Origin of the sequence: Allobosea sp. (assembly GCF_017308015.1) — a bacterium.
GTDB lineage: Bacteria > Pseudomonadota > Alphaproteobacteria > Rhizobiales > Beijerinckiaceae > Allobosea.
The window spans coordinates 174,299-195,392 of sequence record NZ_JAFKFW010000006.1 but is presented as its reverse complement, the minus strand read 5'-3'; the positions used below and the strand labels follow the sequence as shown (position 1 = coordinate 195,392).

Sequence of the window (21,094 nt, the reverse complement as noted above, 5' to 3'; positions counted from 1 at the left end):
ACATCGCGCGAATTCGCCATGCCCGGGCTCCATCTGTGGAACGGGCCACGCTGACGCCCGGCGTGGAGCGGATACGCTCGGAACCGGAATGCTCGTCAGTCCGGAAGGATTTTCTGCGCCAGTGGACTCGGCGCCTCCTCGGTTGCCCCGGCCGGCCTGTCGCTGACGAGATACTGCGCCCGCGCCAGCGCCGCGAAGCGCCCGCCCTTGGCGACGAGTTCGTCGAAAGTGCCCATTTCCTCGACCTGTCCCTGCTCGAAGACGAGGATGCGGTCGGCATTGCGGATCGTCGCAAGGCGGTGTGCGATGACGAAGGTCGTGCGATTCTTCATCACCTCCTCGAGCGCCTTCTGCAGCTTGACCTCTGTCGCCGCATCGAGCGCCGAGGTCGCCTCGTCGAGGATCAGGACAGGTGGATTCTTGAGCAGCGCGCGCGCGATCGAGAAACGTTGGCGCTCGCCCCCGGATAGCGTGCGGCCGCGCTCGCCGACCAGGGTATCGAGCCCGTCTGCCTGGCGCGCCATCACTTCGGCGGCCTGTGCGCGTTCGAGCGCCTGCATCATTTCAGCATCGGTCGCGTCCGGCTTGCCGACCAGCAGATTCTCGCGGATCGAGCGGGCGAACAGCATCGGTTCCTGGAAGACGACGCCGATATTGCGCCGGAGCGAGAGCAGCGAAATCTCGCGGATGTCGGTGCCGTCGACGGTGATCCGGCCCGATTGAGGATCGAACGCGCGGTGCAGCAGGCCAAGCGTCGTCGACTTGCCCGACCCGGTCGAGCCGACGACGGCGATGGTCTCGCCGGGCTTCACGGTGAAGGAGACGTCGCGCACGGCGGCGCGCTTGCCGTCATAGGAGAAGGAGACATCCTCGAAGGCGACCGCGCCTTCGAGCCGGCCGGGATCCTTGGCGCTGGGCAGGTCGCGCACGCTCGGCAGTGTGTCGAGCACCTCGAAGAACTCGCGCATCTTCGGCGCCTGCATGAAGATGAAGTTCACGAAGCTGACGATCTGTTCCAGGCGTCCAACCAGCATGGTGGCGAAACCCATGAAGGTGACGATCTCGCCGACCGTCGTCTGGCCGTGCATCAGGAGCCAGGTGCCGACGATGAAGATCAGGAGCACGGTCAGCGTCGCCGAAGCACGCGTCGCGACATTGGCGACCGCCCACCAGGACAGCACCGGCAACTGCGCCGCCAGCACATTCGCGATCGTCGAGCGCAGACCGCGTACCTCGGCCTCGATGCGGGTGAAACTCTGGATCACCGGCACATTGCCGAGCGCGTCCGAGGCACGCTCCGCCAGATTGGAATGATAAGCCTCGACATTGCTCTGCAGACGATCGGTCTTGCGCAGCACGAAGGCGGTTAGCGAACCGAACAGGACCACCAGCACGACCAGGAGCAGGCCGAGCTGCCAGTTCTTCCAGATCGTGAAGGGCAGGAGCACGAACAGCGCGACAGCCGAGGCGCAATGCTCGCGGAAGAAGGACAGCCAGAGACCCCACATCGCATTGGTGCCGTCGAGCATCACCTTGAGGACGCGGCCGGAATGGGTCTGGGTATGGTAGGCGAGCGGCAAGGTGAGCGCATGCTCGAAATAGCGGGCCATCACCGTCAGTCGGGCGCGGTGGGCGAGCCTGTCGGCATGCAGCGCGACGAAGACGCCGATAGCGATGTTGGCGAGACCGAAACCGACCCAGGCAATGATCAGCAGGTTGATACCGCCCCAGGTCAACGTCCCGCCCGAGGCCTGGATCGTGGTCAGGCGGTCGATCAGCGCGCCGAACAGCATCGGCTCGGCAAAGGCGACCGCAGCCAGAACGATATTGGCCAGCGCCAGGATGACCCCCAAACGCCTTTCCGGGCCGAGTTCGCCAAGGACGCGGGCATAGAGCGAGAGCAGAGACATCGCGACGAGCTTTGGAACATCGGACCGGAAAGTACATTCCGCTTTTCGGATAAATCCCACGTCCGAACAAGACGTGGATCGCCATTTCGCGCCCGGCAGAGCGCACGACCATCCAGCGAATCCGGAGCGCCGGGCAAGCGGTCAACCTTAACGCTTCGTTCAACCAGCACCTCTTATGGTTTACGCACTGCGAAAAGCCCCGGCTGCGATCCCGGTGCGGCGCGTGCATCAGGGTGTTGTCATGGATCTCGCCACCGGCGCAGGTATTCTGGGTGGTATCGCCACGGTCGTTGCCCTGATCTTGATCGATGGCGGCAATTTCGCCGCTTACTGGGACAAGCACGCCGCGATCATCATCTTCGGCGGCGCGACCGCGGCCACGATGCTGCGTTTCCCCTTCTCGGTGATCGCCAACGGCCTGCCGATGGGTGTCCGCTTCGCCTTCACCATGCGCTCGATTCATCCGCGCGAACTGATCGACGAGATCACGCGCGTCGCCGAGATCGCCCGCAAGAGTGGCCCGGTCGCGCTCGAAAACGTCGAGGTCTCCGACCCGTTCCTGGCTCAGGGCCTGCGCTATATCGCCGACGGCTACGACAAGGACTTCATCCGCGACACGATGGAGCGCGATCGCGACAACTTCCTGCAGCGGCTCGACGAAGGTTCGAAGGTCTACCGTGCCATCGGCGACTGCGCACCCGCCTGGGGCATGATCGGCACGATTCTCGGCATGGTGACCATGTTCGCGAACATGTCGGACCCCTCCAAGCTCGGGCCCGCCATGGCGACGGCTCTCCTGGCGACGCTCTACGGCGCCATGGTCGCCAACATGTTCACGCTGCCGATCGCGGACAAGCTGCACATCAAGCTGGAGGAGGAGGAGATCTCGCGCACGCTGATCATCGACGGCGTACTGCAGATGCGCGACGCCAAGAGCCCGACGCTGGTTCGTGAAATGCTGCTCGCCTATCTGCCGGACCATCACCGCGCAGAAATGGCCGAAGCGGCATGATCGGGACCTGAGGCCATGGCCAAGAAAAAACGCGGAGGCCATGGCGGTCACGGCTGGTTCGTGACCTTCGCCGACCTGATGGCGCTGCTGATGGCGTTCTTCGTCATGGTCGCGGCCTATTCGAGCCAGGACAAGCAGAAGCTCCAGATCGTCGCAGGCTCGATGCGCGAGGCCTTCGGCACGCAGACCGATGTCCGGCTCGCCGGCATCGTCGAGCGCGACGGCATCCCGACCAAGAGCCATATCAAGAACGCCCATATCCGCCCTCTCGAGGAGGCGACGGACACGCCGGGCCCAAGCCAGCACAACCAGAAGGACGACGGCCTGATGTCGGCGACCTTCGACCGCGGCTTCGCACTCGCTGCCGCCTCGCTGCGCCAGGCGCTGCGCGACATGCCGGAGATCGCCGAGATCTCACGCAACGTACTGGTCGAGGTCTCCGAGGCCGGCATCGACATCCAGCTCGTCGATCAGGAAGGCCGCGCCATGTTCGCCCCCGGCTCGGCCCAGCCGAACGAGCGCATGCGCAAGGTCCTGGCCGCCGTCGCACCGACGCTGCGACGCATGCCCAACAAGATCGCCATCTCCGGCCACAGCGCCACGCCGCGACCGGGCGAAGCGCCCGAGGGCGACCTCTGGACCCTCTCCGTCACCCGCGCCAGCGCCGTGCGCGAGATCCTCGCCAATGCCGGCGTGCCGAACGAGCGTTTCACCTCGGTCACCGGCCGAGGCGATACCGAGCCGCTGATCAAGGACAATCCCTACCTGCCCTATAACCGCCGGGTCGGAATCGTGCTGAAGGCCGAGGCGCCGGCTATCCCGAACGGCTTGAAGCCTTAAAAGCCGAGGACTTCGGCCAGCGCTTTTGCGGTCACCTCGACCATCGCCATCTGCAGCTTGTAGGCGCGGGTCTTCTCGCCCGGCTTCATCACGAGGATGACCGTTTCGTTGCCCGGGCAAGCGGGATCGGCGCAGATGATCTCGTTGACGGCAATCGCCGTCGTTTCGGGCAGGCCGAGTTGCTCCCTGACCTGACCCTTCAGTCGCTCCGCCAGAGCCTTCGCTTCGGCCTTCGCATCGCCGCTCTTGCGGGTCTCCGGCTTGCCGAAGAGACCGAAGCGCATCGCGCTCAGCCCGGCAGCACGAGCACGCCGGCCGCGCCATCCTCGGCGCCGAAGGCGAGCCGCTTGCCGGCCTTGTCCCAGGCGAAGGCGCTGATACCGCTGCCGCGCAGGGCCGGGCGCACCAGCAATTCGGAGCCGTCGGTCAGGCGGACCATCAGGATGCAGCCGTCATCGTAGCCGATCGCCAGCACCAGCGCGCCCGGGTGGAAGGCGACGCGGGTGACGCGGGCATGGCGCACGCCGCATTCGCGCGGCGCCTTGCCCTGCGGCCCGTCGCCCTGGAACGGCCAGACGATCGCGCCATCCGCGCCACTTGAGGCGAGCCAGAGCCCGTCATGCGACCAGGACAGCGAACGCGGCTTGGCCGGATAGCCGGTCATCCGCATATGGCCTGGCTTGTCGCCGAGCTTCCAGCCATGCAGCGCGTTCTCCTGCATCGAGGAGACGACGAAGCGCCCATCCGGCGACCAGACGACGTCGATATGCGAGCCCTTCCATTCCAGGAATTCCGGCTTCGCCTCGGTATTGGGATACCAGAGCAAGACGCCGTTCATCTGGGCGATGGCGAGGCGATAGCCCTTCGGCGCGAAGACGAGGCCCTGCGGCGTGCTCGCCGCCTCCAGCGTGCGGACGCGGCCCTTCTCGTCGCGGGCCTGCACGGTCTTGCCGGTGTTCCAGGCGAGATTGCCGGCAGGCGATAGTGTGATCGCATCGATCCAGCGGCGCTTCTGGTCCTTCGCCAGCTCTTCCGGCTCGCCTTCGAAGCGAGTGGCGACGACACGTCCGTCATCGCCGCCGGAAATCAGGCGCTCGCCGTCGCCGGTGGCGCAGAGGATACCACCGGCATGGGCCTCGACGCCGTCCACGACAACGCCATCGCGCCAGCGCAGCACGCGCCCGTCGGCCAGCGCGAGCACCAGCCCCTGCTTCAGCCAGTGAACCGCGACGACATGCGTCTCGGCAGTGATCGGGGTGACATGCTCGCGCAGCGAGACGGGTGGGGTCATCGTCGTCATGACGCGGCTTTAGCTCAGGCCGCGCAGGCTTCAAACCCCTTGCGCAATTCGTTCTCGTTGAGATTGCGCCCGATGAAGACGAGGCGGCTCTCGCGCGTCTCGCCATCCTTCCAGTCGCGCTGCAGGTCGCCGTCCAGGATCATGTGCACGCCCTGGAAGACGAAGCGGCGCGGCTCGTTCTTGAAGGCGAGGATGCCCTTGGAACGCAGGATGTTCGGCCCCTGGATCTGGGTGAGGTCGTTGATCCACGGCATGAATTTCTCGGGATCGACATCGCCCGGCACGGTCAGCGAGATCGAGCGCACATCCTCGGCATGGTGGTGGTGATGCCCGGCCTCGAGGAAATCCGGCTCGATATCGAGGATGCGGTCGAGATCGAAGGCGTTGCGGTCGAGCAGCGCCGCGATATCGACATTGGCGCGCTCGGCCTTGTGCAGCTTGGCATAGGGGTTGATGGCGCGGATCGCGGCCTCGACATCGGCCAACTCTTCCGCCGTGACGAGATCGGTCTTGTTGAGCACGATCACATCGGCGAAGGCGATCTGGTTCTTGGCTTCCGGCGCATCCTTGAGCCGGTCCTTCAGCCACTTCGCGTCGGTGACCGTCACGACCGCGTCGAGGCGGGTGGCGTCGCCGACATCCTGGTCGACGAAGAAGGTCTGGGCGACCGGCGCGGGATCGGCGAGACCGGTGGTCTCGACGATGATCGCGTCGAACTTGCCCTTGCGCTTCATCAGGCCGTCGAGAATGCGGATCAGGTCGCCGCGCACGGTGCAGCAGATGCAGCCGTTGTTCATCTCGAAGATTTCCTCGTCGGCGCCGACGATGAGGTCGCCATCGATTCCGGCCTCGCCGAATTCGTTGACGATGACCGCGAATTTCTTGCCGTGGTCCTCGGTCAGGATGCGGTTGAGGAGCGTGGTCTTGCCGGCGCCCAGATAGCCGGTGAGCACCGTGACGGGGATTTTCTCGGACATGGCTTGACCTGAATGACTGCGACGCGAGGAGGACACCGCCCGGTCAGGCCGGGCCGGCGGACAGCGCCTTTTCGATCTCGCTTATATTGTGCTTCATCATCCGGATGTAAGTCCCCGCCGACCCGGTCTCGGCCGAGAGCGCATCCGAGTAGAGCCGGCCGCCGACCTTGGCGCCGCTTTCGCGCGCGATCTGCTCGACGAGGCGGGGATTGGTGACGTTTTCGAGGAAGACGGCCGGAATCTTCTGTGCCTTGACCTGCCGGATGATGCGGGCGACGTCCCTGGCGGAGGCCTCAGCCTCGGTCGAAACGCCCTGCGGCGCGACGAATTCAATACCATAGGCCTTCACGAAATAGCCGAAGGCGTCATGCGTGGTGATCGCCTTGCGCCGCTCGGCCGGGATGCGCGCGATGGCGGCCTTCACCTCCCCATCGAGCTTTTCGAGCTCGCCGAGATAGGCCGCGGCATTGGCCTCGTAGCTCGCCTTGCCCTCCGGATCGGCCGCGCTTAGCGCATCCCGGATATTCGCGACATAGATCTGCGCATTGGCGACGCTCTGCCAGGCATGCGGATCGTGATGGCCATGGGCATGCGCGTGGCCACCCTTGCCCTTGTCGTCATGATCGTTATCCGCCTCGAGCGGCGTGATGCCCTTCGTCGCAGTCACCATGGTCGCCTTGGTACCCGACGACTTCAGGAGACGCGGCAGCCAGCCCTCGAAATGCAGGCCGTTGACGAGGACGATCTTGGCAGCGGCCATCGCCTTTGCATCGGCCGGTGTCGGCGAATAGACATGAGCGTCGCCATCAGGGCCGACCAGCGTGGTTACGGTGACGCGGTCGCCGCCGACCTGCCGGACGAAATCGCCGAGGATCGAGAAGCTCGCCACCACCGGCAGCTTCTCCTGAGCGAAGGCACCGAACGGCGTGGCGGCTGCGGCAAGCCCGTAAGCGAGGCCGGCGACGAGGACACGACGGGTGGGCATGGGCGACTCCAGGAAATGAAACGATATAACGTTTCTATCTCTGGAGGTGGGCGCGAGGCAAGAGGCGTCGCGCAAGCCCGTCCTGCGAACCGAACAGGAGCGAGCCGATATAGATCGCGCCGGCAGCGAGGATGATCGATGGTCCCGCCGGCAGGCTCGACCCTGCTGCATAGGACGTCACGAGCCCGGCATAGCCCGAAGCCATGCCGAAACCGGCCGCCAGCAGAAGGAGCCGCGTGATATCGGCCGTCCACAAGCGCGCCGCTGCCGCCGGCAGCATCATCATGCCCACGGCGAGCAAGGTTCCCAGCGCATGGAAGCCAGCGACAAGATTGAGCACGACCAACGCGAGGAAGGTCAGGTGCACGACACCACCGGAGCGGCTGACCGAACGCAGGAAACCGGGATCGACGCATTCGAGCACCAGCGGCCGGTAGAGCGCCGCCAATGACAGGAGCGACACCGTTGCGACACCTGCAAGCAGGATCAGAACCTGATCGTCGAGCGCCAGCACATTGCCGAAGAGTACATGCAGGAGATCGATCGCCGAGCCCCGAAGCGAGACGATGGTGACACCGAGCGCAAGCGAGATCAGGTAGAAGGCGGCAAGCGATGCATCCTCCTTGAGGACAGTCGCCCGCGCCACTGCACCAGCCGCCAGCGCCACCGCGAAGCCAGCCGCGAGCCCGCCGATCGTCATAGCCGGCAACGAGAACCCCGCAACGAGATAGCCCAGTGCAGCCCCGGGCAGGATCGCATGCGCCATGGCGTCGCCGGTCAGGCTCATCCGCCGGAGCATCAGGAAGACGCCGATCGGCGCGCCCGAGACAGAGAGCGCGACCACACCAACGAGCGCGCGGCGCATGAAGTCGAATTCGGCGAAGGGGCCGACGAGGAGATCGTAGAGCATCGGCTGGGCCTGTTTGCGCGAATCAGGCCGCGTCACGCTGGCATGGAGCGGCGTGGCTGTCGAAGGCTTCGACCATGCGTCGCGCCTTCAGCAAATTCTCGGGCGTCAGCACGGTCGCGGTCTCGCCCCAGGCCACGGCCTCGCGCGCCAGCAGCAATGTCTGCGGAAAGGCCTGCCGGACCGTCTCGATATCGTGCAGCACGGCGACGACGGTACGGTTCTCGCCATGCCAGCGCCGGACGAGTTCGAGCAGGTCGGCCGTCGTGCGCGCATCGATCGCGGTGAAAGGTTCATCCAGCAGGATCACGTCGGCGTCCTGCAGCAGGAGCCGCGCGAACAGCACCCGCTGCATTTGTCCGCCGGAGAGCGTGCTGATCGGGCGGCGCTCGAAACCTGTAAGGCCAACGGCCGCAATCGCGTGCTCGATCTTGTGCGCGGCGCCCGCACCGATCCGGCCGAAGATGCCGGCCCGATTCCACAGCCCCATGGCGACGAGATCATAGACATGGATCGGGAAGGAGCGATCGAGATCGGCCGATTGCGGGAGATAGGCGAGCCGCTTGCCCTTGGCGAGCGCAACGCCGCCGGAGAGCGGCGCGAGCGCCCCAGCGATGCCCTTGAGCAGGGTCGACTTGCCAGCACCGTTCGGCCCGACGATGGCGGTCAGGCTCCCGGCCGCGATCTCGCCGGAGAGGTGATGCACCGCCGGATGGCGATCATAGCCGAGCGTCAGGTCGGTCAGACGGATGGCGGACATCGAACGCAAACTCACAGGATCACGGCCAGCGTCGCCAGCCAGAGGAAGGCGACGACAGCGGCGGCCAATCCCACGCGCGTCCCTGCCGACAAACGCAACAGCGACCACCCCGGAGCCTCCGAGGCGGCGCGATGTGTGTGGTGGGCGTGCGCGTGAGCCATGGGAAACGATATAATGTTACGCTCGTGCCGGAGCAAGGCGATTCCGCAGCTGTCCCCGCTTAGAACGGCAGGTACTGGTAGAGCCAGGTCTCGGTCAGCACGGTATCACCGGCCTTGAGATAGCAGCGCATCTCGACGGGATCGCTGCCGCCAACGGTAAGGTCGAACTGGGCCCGCCAATGGCCGGGCACATCGTCCGGCATGGCCTCCGCAAAGATATAGGAGAAGCTGCCGCGCGAGGTCGAAAGCACCACCTCGGGCTTCACGCCGAAGGGAACCGCCTCCAGCGCCGGTCCGAGAAACTCGACCATGAACTTGCGCACGCCGCGCGGCCGCGCCGTTCCCGGCTGGCCACCATTGCCCAGTCGCGTGGCGACGACCCGACCAAGCTGCGTCGGGAAAGGCTCATCGGCGAGCCAGTGCAGCTTGTAGCGGAAATTATAGGCGTTGCCGGCCTTCGCAGGGCCTTCGGGCACCCACATAGCGACGATATTGTCGTGGATCTCGTCGTCGGTGGGGATCTCGACAAGCTGGACGGAGCCCCTGCCCCACTGTCCATCGGTCTCGACCCATAGGCTCGGGCGGCGCTCGTAATGCACCCCATCGAGATAATGCCCGGTCTCGCGGTCGCGCTGCATCAGGCCGAAGCCGCGCGGATCGCTGTCCACGAAGGCAGAGGCCATAGTGTGCGGCGGATTGTTCAGGGGGCGCCAGGCGCGCTCGCCCGGCCCGGTCCAGAGGGCGAGCCCGTCGGAATCATGCACCTCGGGGCGCCAGTCGATCGCCGTCTGCTTCGCGGTCTCGGAATACCAGAACATCGAGGTCAGTGGCGTGATGCCCAGCCGCGAGACGTCCTTGCGCAGATGCAGCGCGGTCTCGATCTCCATAGTGACGCCCTTGCCGCGATGCATGCGGAAGCGATAGGCGCCGGCGATGCTCGGCCCCGAGAGCAAGGCGTAGACGGCGACATGCTCGGCGCCCGCCTGCGGCGTCTCCAGCCAAATATGGGTGAAGTCGGGAAACTCCTCCAGCTTGCCGGAAACCGCCGGGTCGATCGCGACGCCGCGCGCCGACAGGCCGTACTGGTAGAGCTCGCCGATGGCCCGGAAATAGGAGGCACCGAGGAAGGCGACCCAATCGTTCGTCTTCCAGTCGAGCGCCCCGCCATCGCGGCCAGGGTGGCCGCTGCGGCTCTCCTGCAAGCGGAAACCGGCGAAACCCGCCCCGGCCGGCAGATCGCGGGCCGGTGAATTGGCCGGCATCTCGAAATAACTGGCGTCGTAGACGATCTCGCGCGCCTTCCCGCCCTCGACGACATGCATCCTGACCGGCTTCTGGAAGAAGCGGCCGAGATGGAAGAAAGTCACCGGCCAGGGCGAGGGTCCATCCGCCCAGAGCGCCGCCTCCGGCTTGAACCTGATCTTGCCATGGGCGTCATAGTCGATCCGCTGCATCACCTCGGGCCGCGGGCTAGGTGGGGCCTGATAAGGCTTAGCCGCCATCTCCTTGGCTCGCGCCTTCAGCGCCTCGAAGGTGAAATCACTGGCATCGCCGAGCTTCAGCCCCTGCTGCGCCAGCGCTTCCGGCGCGAAACCGAGTGCGGCAAGCGTTGCCGTCGCACCCGCACCTGCGAGAAGAGTCCGTCGGTCGAGGCGAAGCCTCTGGCTGCTACCCTGCTCGGCACGGTCGTGCATGTCGTTCCTGATCGCTCGTTACTCGGGTGCATGGCCGGTCCTGCTCATCTACAGCGGCCGCCGCGCGAAACGGGAGATAGGCAGCCAATCGTGGCGAAACCAGTCCGGCCTTTCGGCTAAAGGCGGACGGCCGCCTGTCGTCGGGCGCTTCCCCTTTCCGGTTCGACATGCTCTAAAAACCCGATCAACCGGCCGGATCAGCCGGAGCGAGCCTCAGGGAGAGACTATGAAATCGCTGTTCCGTAGCCACCGCCTCGCCGCCCTTGCCGCCGCAGCGCTGATCGCAGCCGCCCCCGCGACTGCCAGGGCCGAGGAATTCATCAACGTCCTCACCGGCGGCACCTCGGGCGTCTATTATCCGATGGGCGTGGCGCTCTCGAAGATCTACGGCGAGAAGATCGCCGGCACCCGGCCGACCGTTCAGGCTACGAAGGCCTCGGTCGAGAATCTCGTGCTCCTGCAGCAAGGCAAGGGCGAGATCGCCTTCACGCTCGGCGATTCGCTCGATGCCGCCTGGAGGGGAGACGAGGACGCCGGGTTCAAGGCGCCACTGAAGAAGCTACGTGGCGTCACCGCGATCTATCCGAACTACGTCCAGATCGTCGCCTCGAAGGATAGCGGCATCAAGACGCTGGCCGATCTCAAGGGCAAGCGCCTCTCGGTTGGCGCGCCGAAATCCGGCACAGAGCTGAACGCACGCGCGATCCTCGCCGCCGCCGGCATGTCTTACAAGGATCTCGGCAAGATCGAGTACCTGCCCTTCGCCGAATCGGTCGAGCTGATGAAGAATCGCCAGCTCGACGCAACCCTGCAATCCGCCGGCCTCGGCGTCGCCTCGCTGCGCGACCTCGCGACTTCGGTCGAGATCACCGTGGTCGAGGTGCCGGCTGCCGTCGTAGACAAGGCTGGCGCGCCGTTCGTCAAGGCGACGATCCCGGCCAACACCTATACGGGCCAGAGCGCCCCGGTGCAGGCTGCCGCGGTCGTCAACTACCTCGTGACCCATGAAGGCGTGAAGGAAGACCTCGTCTACCAGATGACCAAGTCGATGTACGAGAACCTTGGCGACCTTGCTGCCGCCCATGCGGCTGGCAAGGCGATCAAGCTGGAGACCGCACTGGAAGGCATGCCGATCCCGCTGCATCCGGGCGCTGCGAAGTACTTCAAGGAAAAAGGCCTGAAGGTCGGCTCCTGAGCCGTCAGAAGCGTCTTGGTCACGGGCGGGGCCTCGGGGCCTCGCCCTTTTGTCTGGCGGGTGGAACCAGCACATGAGCGAAGACAAGCACAAGCCTCTGGCCGTGCCGGATACCGGCGGCGTGCCCGTCGAGACGCAGCAGCCGATCGTCGACCCCGAGCACGGCCTGCCGCCCGGCTTCGGCCCCGGCTGGCCCGGTCGCCTGCTGTTCTGGATCGCCGTGGCCTTTTCGCTCTTCCAGATCGCGACCGCCTTCAATGTCCCGCTCGATCATCGCTTCGCCGGCATCGACATCATAGACTTGCTGCGCGCTACCATCGCACTCTGGCTGGTCGCGATCGTCGTTCAGGCGGCACGCGGCAAGGCCTGGGCCGAGATGCTGCTGGCCTGGATTCCGATGGCGGTCGTCCTCGAATTGCTGGCGCGGTTCGGTGGATCTGTGCCCAATCAGATCCTGCGTACGCTCCACGTCGGCATGCTTTGCCTCGTGGCGGGCGGCCTCCTCGCCCAGCACAAGAGTCAATCGCGCGCCAGCGCTATGATCGCCTGGGGGCTCGCCGTCGCCGGCTTCGGCATCGGTCTCTACCATTGGTTCTTCTACGAGGATCTGGTCGCTCGCGCCGGCGAGGTTACGCAGGCCGATCTCGTCGTAGGCATCGCGGCAATCGCCATCCTGTTCCTGATCTGCTGGCGCTTCATGGGGCCGGCCCTGCCCATCGTCGCCGGCCTGTTCCTCGCCTATTGCCTGCTCGGCAACTATCTGCCCTCGCCGCTAAACCATCGCGGCTACTCGCTGGAGCAGGTGATCGAGCACATGTCCTTCGGCACCGAGGGCATCTATGCGACGCCCACCGGCGTCTCTGCGACCTTCATCTTCCTCTTCATCCTGTTCGGCTCGTTCCTCGAGCGGGCGGGCATGATCCAGCTCTTCACCGATGTCGCGATGGGGCTTTTCGGCAGCGCTCGCGGCGGTCCGGCGAAGGTCGCGGTCTTCTCCTCCGCGCTGATGGGCACGATCTCGGGTTCCGGCGTCGCCAATGTCGTTTCGACCGGCCAGTTCACCATTCCCCTGATGAAACGCTTCGGCTATCGCCCGGCCTTCGCTGGCGGCGTCGAGGCGACGGCCTCGATGGGCGGCCAGATCATGCCGCCGGTTATGGGCGCCGTCGCCTTCATCATGGCCGAGACGATCGACGTGCCTTATGCGGCCGTCGTCCAGGCTGCGATCGTCCCCGCGATCCTCTACTACACTGCCGCCTTCCTCGCCGTGCATCTCGAGGCCGGCAAGCGCGGGCTCGTCGGCATGCCGCGCTCCGCCTTGCCGAGCGCCGGCAAGGCACTGGTCGAGAAATGGTATCTGATTCTGCCGCTGGCGGTGCTCGTCTATCTGCTCTTCGCAGGATACACCCCGCTCTTCTCGGGCTCGGTGGGCCTCGCGCTCACCGTCGTCCTGATCCTCGGCGGGTCGTTCGCGCTCGGCATCGGTCCAATGGCAGTGCGCGTCCTGTTCTGGGTCGGGCTCGGGCTGCTCTGCGGGCTCTTCTTCTGGTACGGCATCCTCGTCATCGTCGCGCTGGTCGTCGGACTCATCTTCGTCAACCTCTTCAGCAAGGGCGGTGCCGAGACGGTCGCCGCTTGCCGCGAAGCTCTGGCGGACGGTGCCCGGCAGGCGATTCCCGTTGGCGTCGCCTGCGCAGTTGTCGGCATTGTCATTGGCACCATGACATTGACGGGCGTCGGCACGATTTTCGGCAACGCCGTCGTCGCGGTCGGGCGGGATTCGCTGTTCCTCGCGCTTATCCTGACGATGGTCGTGAGCCTTATCCTCGGCATGGGCATCCCGACCATTCCGAACTACATCATCACCTCGTCGCTCGCCGCCCCGATCCTGCTCAAGCTCGGCGTGCCGCTGATCGTCAGCCACATGTTCGTCTTCTATTTCGGCATCATGGCGGACCTGACTCCGCCGGTGGCGCTGGCCGCCTTCGCAGCAGCACCGATCGCCAAGGAATCCGGCTTCAAGATCGGCTTCCAGGCTATCAAGATCGCGATGGCCGGCTTCGTGATCCCGTTCATGGCGGTCTATGATCCCGCCCTGATGCTGCAGCCGGTGCAAGGCCTGAGCGGCTTCGCCTACGCGACGGCAGCCACCTACATCATCGTCAAAGCCCTGTTGGCGATCTTCCTCTGGGGTGCGGCAACGATCGGTTTCATGAAGCGTGACCTGGAGATCTGGGAACGGCTCCTGGCGGCCGCCGCCGCCTTCTCGCTCGTGCTGGCGCTGCCGGTCACCGACGAGGTCGGCTTTGTCCTCGCGGCTCTGGTGATCGGCCAGCATCTGTGGCGGGCCCGAGGCGCGCCAGCCATCGCATGAGCCTGTGTCTCGCGGCCGGCGCGCTCGCGGTGATGCTCGGCAAGGGCGAGATCACGCTGGGCTGGCGCCATTCGGTGCAGAAGACGCTGTGGGAGGAGGTCTGGCGGGAGACGCCCGCCGGACTCGAAATCGTCGAGGCCCGGATCGAGGGTTCTGGGGCGGGGATGGACCCCCCCGACGGCGCGAAGCTCGTCGACGGCTTCTGGCGTTGGCACCCGACCTTGCCACCGCTCAAGGAAGTGATGATGCGTCGCTCGGGTGCCACCGCCGACTGGCGCGTCTGCACGGCATCGGGCTGCCGCGCGATGGGAGATTACCTTCCGGCTGATGTCGACCCGGTCACGCTGAAAATCTGCGACTGACCGGGAAGGCCAAAAGTCTCAATCGACCTCGGTGAGGTGTTCGATCTTGAGCATGCGGCGCATCAGGTTGACCAGGCCATACCCGGCGAAGACCGAGAAGATCGCCATCATGATGTATTCGAAGATGGCGCCGAGATCGAACAGACCGGCCAGCGCCCAGCCGGCCGCCAGCGCCACGCCGAAGAGCTCGACGGCGATCAGGATCCCGAACGAGGAGACCATGATCAGGTTGCGCCAGTTCATATGCCGTCCGGCCATGCTGTCCTTCCTTCACGCGCCCACCGCCTCACGTGGCCATGCGCCTCACGCACCTAGCGGAGCTTGCCGCCCCATGCAACAAATTCGCGCCCATCGTGCAGATGGGCATGATCTCCGCGCTTGAAAAGTCCTGATGCTGGATACGCCCGTCTTCGCTTCCGCCGCCGTGGCGGCCCCTCATCGCCTCGCCTCCGAGGCGGGCCGGGCCATTCTGGCCGAAGGCGGCAACGCCATCGAGGCCATGGTCGCGATGGCTGCGACGATCGCTGTTGTCTATCCGCATCTGAACGGCATCGGCGGCGACGGCTTCTGGCTGGTGCATGAGCCCGGCGGCAGGCTGCACGGCATCGAGGCCTGCGGCCCGGCCGGCTCGCTCGCCACCATCGAGCGCTATCGCGGCAAGGGCTACGACATCCTCCCATCGCGCGGACCGGAGGCCGCGCTGACCGTTGCAGGCGCCGTCGGCGGCTGGCAGCTCGCTCTTGAGCTTTCGCGCTCCCTTGGCGGCCGCATGCCGCTGCGCGAATTGCTGCTGGATGCCGTCAGCCACTGCCGCGAAGGCTACGCGGTTTCTGACTCGGAGCTCCGTTCCCAGCCGCACGCGCTGGAAGACCTCAAGACCGCCCCCGGCTTTGTCTCCAGCTTCTGGAGCGACGGCGCCCCGCCCGGGCCCGGCACCCGCCGTAGGCCGGAGGCGCTGGGCGCCACCTTGCAGCATCTTGCCGATGCCGGGTTGGAGGATTTCTACCGCGGCGATATCGGCCGCGAGATCGCCGCCGACCTCGAACGCATCGGTGCGCCGATCATCCGGACCGATCTCGAGCGCTATCATGCCCGGTCGGTGGTACCGCTGACGCTGAAACTGCCCGGCCTCAACCTCGCCAATCTGCCGTCGCCGACTCAGGGACTGGCCTCGCTGCTGATCCTCGGCATCGTCGAGCACCTGGACGAGGTACGTCTCGACAGTTTCGAGCATCATCACGGGCTGATCGAGGCGACGAAGCGCGCCTTTGCCATCCGTGACCGCTATGTCGCCGACCCGTCTCATCTCTCCCGCCAGCCTGCCGAATTCCTGAGCGATACCGCGCTGCTGCGTGAGGCCGCCACGCTCGACGCCAAGCGTGCGGCGAAGTTGCCGTCGCATGACTTTGGGGACGACGGCAGCGCGGTCTGGATGGGCGTGATCGACGGTGGCGGCCTCGCCGTCTCCTATGTCCAGTCGAACGGTTGGAGCTATGGCTCGGGCTGCGTGCTGCCGACAACCGGCATCCTCTGGCAGAGCCAGGGCGCCTCCTTCTCGCTCGACAGGGATGCCGTCAATCCGCTGGCACCCGGCCGCAAGCCCTTCCACAGGCTCAACCCCGCTCTGGCCAGTTTCGACGACGGGCGCGTGCTCGCTTACGGCGCGACGGGCGGCGACGGCCAGCCACAGATCCAGGCGCAGCTCCTGACGCGCTACCGCGCTGGCCAAAGCCTCGCCACGGCCATCGCCGCGCCCCGCTGGCTCCTCGGCAAGACTGGGGATGCCGGCTCCACCAGTCTCAAGGTCGAGAACCGCTTCGACGCATCGCTGCTGGAGCGGCTCGATGCCGCCGGCCATCCGGTCACGGAAAGCGGCCGCAGCTCTTGCGAGAGCTTCGGCCATGCCGGCATGCTGGTGAAACACACCGGGGGCAGGGTCGAGGCCATGCACGATCCGCGCGCCGACGGCGATTCCAGGGGGATCTGACGCCAGATGACTTTCGACGATCCGTTCCGCTGCTTCGTGCCCTATCCCGACGCGCCGGTGAAGCACGCCGTCGCCGGCCCCCTCGCCGGCCTCACCCTCGCGGTGAAGGACCTCTTCGACATCAAGGGCTATCCGACCGGAGCCGGCTCGCCCCTGGTGCTGGCGCAGTCCGGCATCAAGACCAAGACCGCGCCGATCGTGAAGGACCTGCTCAAGGCCGGCGCGCGCTTCGTCGGCAAGACCCATACCGACGAACTGGCTTTCTCGCTCAACGGCCAGAACGCGCATTTCGGTTCACCGATCAATCCGGCTGCGCCCGACCGTATCACCGGCGGTTCATCCTGCGGCTCGATGGCGGCCGTCGCCGGACGCCTCGCCGATATCGCGTTGGGTTCCGACACCGGCGGTTCGGTACGCGCCCCGGCGAGCTATGGCGGCTTGTTCGGCATCCGCCCGAGCCATGGCCGCCTCTCGCTGAAGCGCGCCTGGCCATTGGCGGAAAGCCTCGACACCCCCGGCTGGTTCGCCCGCGACGGTGAGATATTCGCCCGCGTCGCCAATGTCCTGTTCGGCCCCGACAAGACGGAATTGCCGGAGGCGCCGCGTCTCCTGATGGCCGACGACATGTTCGCCCAGGCCGTGCCCGAGGCGGAGACGATCCTGCGCAACGTCGTCCAGCGCGCGGTCCCGACACTTGGTCAGCCCGAAGGCGTCAAGCTCGTCCGCGATCTCGACGCGCTCTACTGGGCCTTCCGCTGGCTTCAGGGCCGCGAGGCCTGGCTGTCGGACGGCCCGATGATCGAGCGCTTCAATCCCCCGCTCGGGCCGGGCGTGAAGGAGCGCTTCGCCTTCTCGAGGGCAGTGACCGACACCGAATACGCCAAGGGCGAGGCAACCCGGAAATCCTTCCGCACCAAGCTCTCGCGCCTGCTCGGCCAGGACGGCGTGCTGATCCTGCCGACCATGCCGGATGTCGCCCCGCTGATCGCCGCGAAGGAGCCCGAGCTGGAGGATTTCCGCAACCGGGCGCTGCGCCTGCTCTGCTTATCAGGGCTCTCCGGCTTCCCGCAGGTCACGATTCCCGTGGCACAGCGCGAAGGCGCCCCACTCGGCCTGTCACTGATCGGACCGAAAGGCTCCGACCGCTCGCTCGTCGCCTTCGCGGTTCGTTACGAGCGCGCCGCCCGCATCCGGATCGCCTGAGAGGAGGCCGCCATGAGCGGGCATCACCACCACGATCACGACCACCACCACGACAACCACTTCACCGCCATCGAGGCACGGGTGAAGGCGCTGGAGACGCTGATGGTCCAGAAGGGCTATGTCGATCCGGCCGCGCTCGACGCGATCATCGACACCTATGAGACGAAGATCGGCCCACGCGACGGCGCCCGCATCGTCGCCAAGGCCTGGACCGACCCGGACTTCGCCGAGCGCCTGAAAGCCGACGGCACGGCTGCCGTGGCAGAACTCGATTATGGCGGGCGCGGCGGCGAGCATATCGTCGCCTGCTTCAACACGCCCGAGCAGCACAACCTCATCGTCTGCACCCTCTGCTCCTGCTATCCGTGGCCGGTGCTGGGGCTGCCCCCGGTCTGGTACAAATCCCCGCCCTATCGCGCCAAGGCGGTGATCGATCCGCGCGGCACCATCGCCGATTTCGGCGTGACGCTACCGGAGAGCCAACGAATCCGCGTCTGGGATTCGACGGCGGAAACCCGCTTCATCGTCATCCCGCTGCGCCCGGCCGGCACCGAGGGCTGGAGCGAGGAGAAGCTCGCCAGCATCGTCACGCGCGATTCGATGATCGGCACCGGTTTGCCTCGCGTGGAGGATGCCGCATGAACAGCGCCCATGACCTCGGCGGACAGATGGCCTTCGGTCCGGTCGTCCCCGAGCCGAACGAGCCGGTCTTCCACGGCGACTGGGAGAAGCGCGTGCTCGCGATCAATGTCGCGGCCGGCGCGATGGGCGCCTGGACCATCGACGAGATCCGTCATGCCCGCGAGAGCCTGCCGCCGGCGCAATATCTCTCCTCGACCTATTACGAGATCTGGCTCGCCGCCCTCGACAAGGTGCTGGTCAAACACGGCTTCCTCAGCGCGGACGAGCTTGCCAGCGGCAAGCCGGCGTCCGAGCGCCGGGAGCCGAAGCGCGTACTCAAGGGCGAGGAGGTCGCCGGCGTCCTGCGCCGCGGCTTCCCCTATGAGCGCGAGGCCAAGGCACCAGCCCGGTTCGCCGTCGGAGACAAGGTCCGCACTGTCGTAATGCACCCGCAGCACCATACCCGCCTGCCGCGCTATGCCCGCGGCAAGACGGGCGTGGTCGAGCGCATCGTCGGCTGCCATGTCTTCCCAGACACGGGCGCGCAAGGGCAGCCCGAGACGGCGCAATGCCTCTACACGGTGGTCTTCGACGGTCGCGAGCTCTGGGGCCGCGATGCCGATCCGACCTCCACCGTCAGCATCGAGGCCTGGGAGAGCTATCTTGAGCCGGCCTGAAACCGATCTGGCGGCAACGCTCGCAGCCGACACCCCGATCCCGCGCGATGCCGGAGGCCCGATCTTCGCCGAGCCCTGGCAAGCGCAAGCCTTCGCGCTGGTCGTCGAGCTCCAGAACAAGGGCGTCTTCACCGCCGATGAATGGGCGCAGGCGCTCGGCGCCGAAATCCGGGAGGCGCTCGCAGCCGGCGGCTGCAAGGACGGCTCGGATTATTACGAGCGCTGGTGCGAGGCGCTGGAGCATCTGCTGGTCGCGAAAGGCTTGACCTCTCACGACGGCGTCGACGCGCTCGCCGCCTCCTGGGCCCGCGCCGCGGAGGCCACGCCGCATGGCCACCCCATCCTGCTGGAGAACGATCCGCTGCGCGGATGAGCCTCTAGCTCCCCATCCCGCCGATCCAGAGGCCGGTGAACAACGCCGCACCGAGCACGGCAACGAAGGCGGCGGCCAGCAACTCGAGCCCGGCGATCAACCGCGCCGAGCGCAAGCTGCCGCCACCTGCGAATTTCAACGCCGCGAACTTGAAGAACACCGCGAAGGCCGCCAGCGCCCCGGTCATGATCGCAGTGCCCAACGCCATGGCGAAGGCCGCGGCGATGCCGGCCCAGAACAGCCCTTGCGCATTGGCGAAGACGAGGATGATCAGCGCCCCCGCGCAAGGCCGCGCACCGGCTGCTACGACGACTCCGGCCATGTCGCGCCAGCCAGCCAGCCGCGAAACCTGTTCGGCATCGGGCATATGGACATGATCGCAAGTAGCCGGATCATGAGCCCCACCGGCTTCTAATCGGACAAGCGCGCCCGATTTCCGCCAGAGCATCAGCAAGCCGACCAGCGCCACCAGCAGGAAGCTGCCCTGCTCGATCACGGTGGTCGCGGCGTTCATCTGCATCGCGGTCACCCGCAGCAGCAGGGTCGCGACCGTCACGATCGCGATCGCGACCAACGCTTGCAAGAGAGCGGCTGCGAAACTCAATCCCAGGCCCCGCTTCAGGCTTCGATTATCGGCGACGATATAGCCGGAGATTACCGCCTTGCCGTGACCCGGCCCGGCCGCATGGAAGACACCATAGCCGAAGGAAAGCCCGAGCAACCCCCAGAGCGCGCCCGGAGCGGTCGCGATCGCCTTCAGCGTCGTTGTCAGCTCACGGTAGAAGCTCGACTGCCAGGCGAGCAGCACCGCCCCGAATCCGGTCGTCGACGGCAGCGCCTCGCGCGGCAGCGCGATGCCGAAGGGATTGCGCGGCGGGGGCGGAGGCGGCGGGCTGACGCTCGCGATCAGAAGCGCGATCAGCGCAACCACGCCCCCGACCAGAAGCAACGCCAACGCGCAGGCGATCAGGCGTCGCGACAGCGTCGCGCCGGCGGGGCGTGCCGTCGCAGCGGATGTCACGGACATGCCACCAGCGCGCGCGTCACGATCTCGAGCCCGCTGACATCGGGTGTCGCGGTGATGTCGGCCTCTGCGAGGCGCTTCTGCGTGGCGTCGTCGAGCTTGGGCGGGCGGCTGACCCGCACGACACAGCCCTGCGGGGCGCCCTTGGTCACCACAGCATCAGGTTCGTCGACGATGGAGAAGGCGACGAAATAGGTGGGATCGCCGATCTCGATGCCGAAGGAACGCGCCTTGGCCGGGGTCTTCAGCGGCAGTGTGAAGACCAGCGTCAGCACCTTGTTGTCATAGGACATAACCTGCTCGCCCGGCGTGCCGAATTCCTGCTTGCGGCCATTGAGCTTGGCAGCCGTGAAGAACTCGACATCGGGCAGCGATTCGACATTGATCTTGGCGAGTTCGGCCAATTCGTCCGAGGTCAGCTTGCCGTCGCCGTTCTTGTCGAGCCCCTGCGTGATGTAGGCCGAATAGGCCTCGTCGAAGCTCCAGCGGTTGCGGATCGCCTGCACCGAGCCGTCGGCCGAAAAGACGATCTCGGCCTTGGCCGTGACGAAGACATGCGGATGCGCAGCCGCCGGCCCGACCGCGATGGCCGCCAGCAGGAGCCCCGACAGGGCCGTGAGATGCGCGCGTCGCGTCAAAGGCAGAAACCCTCCGTGATCCCGTCAAGGCTTGCGTGGATCATGGTTAAGCGATCGTCAACGGGCGCTTCGTCGCGCCCTGCAATCCCACAGC

Annotated in this window: 21 protein-coding genes; 10 read left to right on the top strand and 11 right to left on the bottom strand. The window is 66.2% G+C overall.

Annotated features, from left to right (window positions below):
* Nucleotides 1–95: 95 nt before the first annotated feature.
* A complete protein-coding gene (locus J0I42_RS07740; RefSeq protein ID WP_291654239.1) occupies nucleotides 96–1,910 on the bottom strand; it encodes a glucan ABC transporter ATP-binding protein/ permease in 1,815 nt (604 codons plus the stop codon).
* A 241-nt stretch (nucleotides 1,911–2,151) separates the two neighbouring features.
* Between J0I42_RS07740 and J0I42_RS07735 the strand changes: the two genes are divergently transcribed.
* Nucleotides 2,152–2,922, top strand: coding sequence for a motility protein A (locus tag J0I42_RS07735; protein WP_291654238.1), 771 nt, complete (start codon nucleotides 2,152–2,154; stop codon nucleotides 2,920–2,922).
* Nucleotides 2,923–2,937: 15 nt separating this feature from the next.
* Nucleotides 2,938–3,762: an OmpA/MotB family protein gene (locus tag J0I42_RS07730; RefSeq protein ID WP_291654237.1), complete on the top strand. Its 825-nt coding sequence runs from the start codon at nucleotides 2,938–2,940 to the stop codon at nucleotides 3,760–3,762.
* Here J0I42_RS07730 and J0I42_RS07725 read toward each other — a convergent pair.
* The 7 genes from J0I42_RS07725 to J0I42_RS07695 form a co-directional block, all read right to left on the bottom strand.
* Nucleotides 3,759–4,046, bottom strand: a complete 288-nt coding sequence (locus J0I42_RS07725) for a hypothetical protein (protein ID WP_291654236.1) — start codon at nucleotides 4,044–4,046, stop codon at nucleotides 3,759–3,761. The two genes, J0I42_RS07730 and J0I42_RS07725, sit on opposite strands and share 4 nt — an antisense overlap.
* 5 nt (nucleotides 4,047–4,051) lie before the next feature.
* Complete coding sequence (locus tag J0I42_RS07720; protein ID WP_465247659.1) at nucleotides 4,052–5,053, bottom strand: WD40 repeat domain-containing protein; 1,002 nt, start codon at nucleotides 5,051–5,053, stop codon at nucleotides 4,052–4,054.
* 23 nt (nucleotides 5,054–5,076) lie between these two features.
* Complete coding sequence (locus J0I42_RS07715) at nucleotides 5,077–6,039, bottom strand: CobW family GTP-binding protein (protein ID WP_291654234.1); 963 nt, start codon at nucleotides 6,037–6,039, stop codon at nucleotides 5,077–5,079.
* 43 nt (nucleotides 6,040–6,082) lie between these two features.
* Entirely contained in the window at nucleotides 6,083–7,024 is a 942-nt protein-coding gene (locus J0I42_RS07710) for a metal ABC transporter substrate-binding protein (protein WP_291654233.1), read from the bottom strand.
* A gap of 34 nt (nucleotides 7,025–7,058) precedes the next feature.
* The gene (locus J0I42_RS07705; RefSeq protein WP_291654232.1) at nucleotides 7,059–7,934 is read right to left on the bottom strand and encodes a metal ABC transporter permease; all 876 of its coding nucleotides are present in this window, start codon (nucleotides 7,932–7,934) and stop codon (nucleotides 7,059–7,061) included.
* Between the two features lie 22 nt (nucleotides 7,935–7,956).
* The gene (gene aztA / locus J0I42_RS07700) at nucleotides 7,957–8,691 is read right to left on the bottom strand and encodes a zinc ABC transporter ATP-binding protein AztA (protein WP_291654231.1); all 735 of its coding nucleotides are present in this window, start codon (nucleotides 8,689–8,691) and stop codon (nucleotides 7,957–7,959) included.
* 220 nt (nucleotides 8,692–8,911) lie between these two features.
* Nucleotides 8,912–10,546 (bottom strand): OpgD/OpgG family glucan biosynthesis protein, encoded by a 1,635-nt coding sequence (locus J0I42_RS07695; RefSeq protein ID WP_291654230.1) that lies wholly within the window; start codon nucleotides 10,544–10,546, stop codon nucleotides 8,912–8,914.
* Between the two features lie 226 nt (nucleotides 10,547–10,772).
* Between J0I42_RS07695 and J0I42_RS07690 the strand changes: the two genes are divergently transcribed.
* The 3 genes from J0I42_RS07690 to J0I42_RS07680 all read left to right on the top strand — a co-directional run bounded on the left by J0I42_RS07690 (nucleotide 10,773) and on the right by J0I42_RS07680 (nucleotide 14,477).
* A complete protein-coding gene (locus J0I42_RS07690; RefSeq protein ID WP_291654229.1) occupies nucleotides 10,773–11,741 on the top strand; it encodes a TAXI family TRAP transporter solute-binding subunit in 969 nt (322 codons plus the stop codon).
* Nucleotides 11,742–11,814: 73 nt separating this feature from the next.
* Nucleotides 11,815–14,115 carry a TRAP transporter permease gene (locus J0I42_RS07685; RefSeq protein ID WP_465247654.1) on the top strand — a complete coding sequence of 767 codons (2,301 nt, stop codon included), beginning with the start codon at nucleotides 11,815–11,817 and terminating at the stop codon, nucleotides 14,113–14,115.
* Nucleotides 14,112–14,477 (top strand): DUF1850 domain-containing protein, encoded by a 366-nt coding sequence (locus J0I42_RS07680; RefSeq protein WP_291654228.1) that lies wholly within the window; start codon nucleotides 14,112–14,114, stop codon nucleotides 14,475–14,477. Before J0I42_RS07685 ends, J0I42_RS07680 begins: the two co-directional genes overlap by 4 nt.
* Nucleotides 14,478–14,495: 18 nt before the next feature.
* Here J0I42_RS07680 and J0I42_RS07675 read toward each other — a convergent pair whose 3' ends face one another.
* A complete protein-coding gene (locus J0I42_RS07675) occupies nucleotides 14,496–14,735 on the bottom strand; it encodes a hypothetical protein (protein ID WP_291654227.1) in 240 nt (79 codons plus the stop codon).
* 133 nt (nucleotides 14,736–14,868) lie between these two features.
* On the opposite strand from J0I42_RS07675, the gene J0I42_RS07670 reads away from it, so the two are divergent.
* Genes J0I42_RS07670 through J0I42_RS07650 form a run of 5 tightly spaced genes read left to right on the top strand, consistent with a single transcriptional unit; the run spans nucleotide 14,869 to nucleotide 19,338 of the window.
* The gene (locus J0I42_RS07670; protein ID WP_291654226.1) at nucleotides 14,869–16,464 is read left to right on the top strand and encodes a gamma-glutamyltransferase family protein; all 1,596 of its coding nucleotides are present in this window, start codon (nucleotides 14,869–14,871) and stop codon (nucleotides 16,462–16,464) included.
* Nucleotides 16,465–16,470: 6 nt separating this feature from the next.
* Nucleotides 16,471–17,667 carry an amidase gene (locus tag J0I42_RS07665; RefSeq protein WP_291654225.1) on the top strand — a complete coding sequence of 399 codons (1,197 nt, stop codon included), beginning with the start codon at nucleotides 16,471–16,473 and terminating at the stop codon, nucleotides 17,665–17,667.
* 12 nt (nucleotides 17,668–17,679) lie between these two features.
* Nucleotides 17,680–18,309: a nitrile hydratase subunit alpha gene (gene nthA / locus J0I42_RS07660; protein ID WP_291654224.1), complete on the top strand. Its 630-nt coding sequence runs from the start codon at nucleotides 17,680–17,682 to the stop codon at nucleotides 18,307–18,309.
* Nucleotides 18,306–18,965, top strand: coding sequence for a nitrile hydratase subunit beta (gene nthB, locus J0I42_RS07655; protein WP_291654223.1), 660 nt, complete (start codon nucleotides 18,306–18,308; stop codon nucleotides 18,963–18,965). Before nthA ends, nthB begins: the two co-directional genes overlap by 4 nt.
* A complete protein-coding gene (locus J0I42_RS07650; protein ID WP_291654222.1) occupies nucleotides 18,952–19,338 on the top strand; it encodes a nitrile hydratase accessory protein in 387 nt (128 codons plus the stop codon). Before nthB ends, J0I42_RS07650 begins: the two co-directional genes overlap by 14 nt.
* Nucleotides 19,339–19,342: 4 nt before the next feature.
* On the opposite strand, the gene J0I42_RS07645 is transcribed toward J0I42_RS07650, so the two are convergent.
* Nucleotides 19,343–20,365: a nickel/cobalt transporter gene (locus tag J0I42_RS07645; protein ID WP_291654221.1), complete on the bottom strand. Its 1,023-nt coding sequence runs from the start codon at nucleotides 20,363–20,365 to the stop codon at nucleotides 19,343–19,345.
* Nucleotides 20,356–21,000 carry a DUF1007 family protein gene (locus J0I42_RS07640; protein ID WP_291654220.1) on the bottom strand — a complete coding sequence of 215 codons (645 nt, stop codon included), beginning with the start codon at nucleotides 20,998–21,000 and terminating at the stop codon, nucleotides 20,356–20,358. Before J0I42_RS07640 ends, J0I42_RS07645 begins: the two co-directional genes overlap by 10 nt.
* Nucleotides 21,001–21,094: the final 94 nt, after the last annotated feature.